This window comes from Streptomyces silaceus (assembly GCF_001419745.1).
Taxonomy (GTDB): Bacteria; Actinomycetota; Actinomycetes; order Streptomycetales; family Streptomycetaceae; genus Streptomyces; species Streptomyces silaceus.
Genome location: NZ_LIRJ01000363.1, coordinates 378 through 2017 on the forward strand (window position 1 = coordinate 378; position 1640 = coordinate 2017).

Annotated in this window: 3 protein-coding genes and 1 pseudogene; 2 read left to right on the forward strand and 2 right to left on the reverse strand. The window is 70.1% G+C overall.

All coding sequences use genetic code 11. From position 1 onward, the window contains the following. Positions 1–249: pseudogene (locus tag AOK22_RS29435) on the forward strand (hypothetical protein); the annotation flags it as partial. A gap of 29 nt (positions 250–278) precedes the next feature. Here the strand turns inward: AOK22_RS29435 and AOK22_RS29440 are convergent. Then, complete coding sequence (locus AOK22_RS29440; RefSeq protein ID WP_055701765.1) at positions 279–839, reverse strand: PH domain-containing protein; 561 nt, start codon at positions 837–839, stop codon at positions 279–281. A 125-nt stretch (positions 840–964) separates the two neighbouring features. Continuing rightward, on the reverse strand, positions 965–1204 hold the full coding sequence (locus AOK22_RS29445) for a hypothetical protein (protein ID WP_055701766.1): 240 nt from the start codon (positions 1202–1204) through the stop codon (positions 965–967). A 172-nt stretch (positions 1205–1376) separates the two neighbouring features. On the opposite strand from AOK22_RS29445, the gene AOK22_RS29450 reads away from it, so the two are divergent. Continuing rightward, positions 1377–1640, forward strand: a 264-nt coding sequence (locus tag AOK22_RS29450) for an FAD-dependent thymidylate synthase (RefSeq protein ID WP_425264085.1), incomplete at its 3' end; no start/stop codon positions are given.

Consider the following 1640-nt stretch of genomic DNA (forward strand, 5'->3'; position numbering starts at 1 on the left):
GCCGAGCTGGACGCCGAGGGCGGCCTCCCCGTCGACGAGTTGAAGCGCACGCCCGGCGGCCGCATCGACCGCGAGTCGGCCGACGAGGTCTTCGCCCGCCGCAAGGCCGAGACGGAGGACTCACCGGACGACTGGCGCTGCTGGTTCCGCCTGGCCGTGGCCTACCACGACGCCCGGGACACCCCGCGCGCGCGGAAGGCCATGCAGCGGGCGATCGCCCTGCACGCGGGCAAGCCGGTCGACGCGTGAGACGCGTCGACCGGGCGGCGAGGGGATGACTAGGCGGTGGGCCGGTACTGGTCGGCCCACACCTCGATGGCGTCGGCGGCACGGTTGAAGGCCTCGCGCCGCGCCAGGAAGTCGGCGTTCCGGTCGGTCAGGAGCGCCTGCGGGCCATCGGCCCGCTGATCACTCCGTACGAGGACGAGGGCCTGCCCCTGCACCGTGCGGGGCAGGCCCAGCCACCGCACCGGCTGCTGCGCGGTGCGCACGCTCTTGATCTGCGCCCACGACACCGTCTGGGTCGTCAGGAAGCCGACCCTGCGCAGCCCCTGGGCGCTCACCCAGGTGCCCATGCGCAGCAGCCGCATCGCGCTCGCGATGATGAGCACGGCGAGGCCGGCGCAGATCGCGGCACCCGCGAGCGAGTCCGCGAACGCGATGATCACGGCGGCGAACAGGACGTACGAGGCGAGCAGCAGCAGAAGTGCGGCGGCGCCCACCCGCCACGGGCCGGGACGGTAGGGCCTGCGCCAGTGGTCGCGGTCGTCGAAAGGCAGCGCGGCGTCGTCCGCCGCGTCGTCGAAAGCGCGGTCCGCGGTCAGGAAGGGCAGGGGCACGGGCTGATCCTCACTCGATCCACGCATTTGGGCTGTGCCCGGTGAGGCTATCGAGCCGTGTCCCCTGCTACCACCCTTGGGGGTCCGGACGAGTCAGTGCCGGACAGTGCGCAGGTCGGAGCCGGTCAGCGCCCTTCGGACGCCTCGGACTGCTGCGTCTTCGCGGGCGACTGGTCGGCGGACATCGCGGGCATCCCGAAGAGCAGGGATCCCACCAGACCGGCGACCACGGTCAGGCCGATGAGCGTGCGACCCACGATCTGACCTGCCGATGCGCGCTCTCGGGGAGGGGGAGTGACGTTGCTGCGGAACTTGTCGGCTTCGGCGATGAAGGCGAACGGGACGGGCTCTCGCCGACGGAACATGGGGCGCGCTTCTCCTCACGGGTCTCGAACGGAACTCTGTGATGAGACAGACGCTCGAATCGCCCAAAAGGTGCCCTGTTTCGGCAAATTAGTCGAAGAATGTCGTAGCGGGTCACCGAACGACCGATTGTCAGTGGCTGGCCCTAGAGTGGGCGCCGCCCGAGTGATGCACATGGAAGGACCCCCGCCTGTGAGCGAGACCCCCACCGAAGACCTCAAGCCCAGCTTCCGCAGCGAGGTCACCGTCGAGCTGGTGAAGCACGCCGCCACCGACTCCGACGTCCTGTGGGCCGCCCGAGTCTCCACGGCGGGCGAGCAGTCCCTCGACGAGCTCCAGAAGGACCCGGAGCGCTCCAAGGGCCTGATCAACTACCTGATGCGGGACCGCCACGGCAGCCCCTTCGAGCACAACTCGATGACGTTCTTCATCAGCGCC